Annotated in this window: 1 protein-coding gene; it reads left to right on the forward strand. The window is 49.4% G+C overall.

What is annotated here, in order from left to right:
- Positions 1-356 (forward strand): hypothetical protein (locus tag ACQ76X_RS36360; protein ID WP_438498722.1); only part of this gene is annotated, 356 nt, incomplete at both ends.

Genomic DNA, 356 nt, shown 5'->3' on the forward strand with positions numbered 1-356 from the left:
GTCCCCTGAGAAGCAGACGATCCAGACGCGTACGAACAATGCAGTCACCGCGACTCAAACGCAAACCATGGATAGTCTTGGACAAGTGCGAACTGCGTATTCGGTGTCGGGAAACCACTCCGCGATGATCGGGAATCAGGTCGACGTGATAGGCCGGTTTACGCAGATCAGTGACACCTACATGGGCTTTTATACCAATTATCAATACAATCAGCAAAGACTGGATAAAGTGCAGACCAATGGAAGCTCTGCCCTTAGCAGCGATCCGTCCGTAAACGCGCAGTACAGCTACTATGCGAATGATTTGGTCGACAGCATTGTGTATCCAACACTGAGCGATGGAACTAAAATTGTCT

Source organism: Paenibacillus sp. IHBB 3054, from assembly GCF_051594305.1.
GTDB lineage: Bacteria > Bacillota > Bacilli > Paenibacillales > Paenibacillaceae > Paenibacillus_AQ.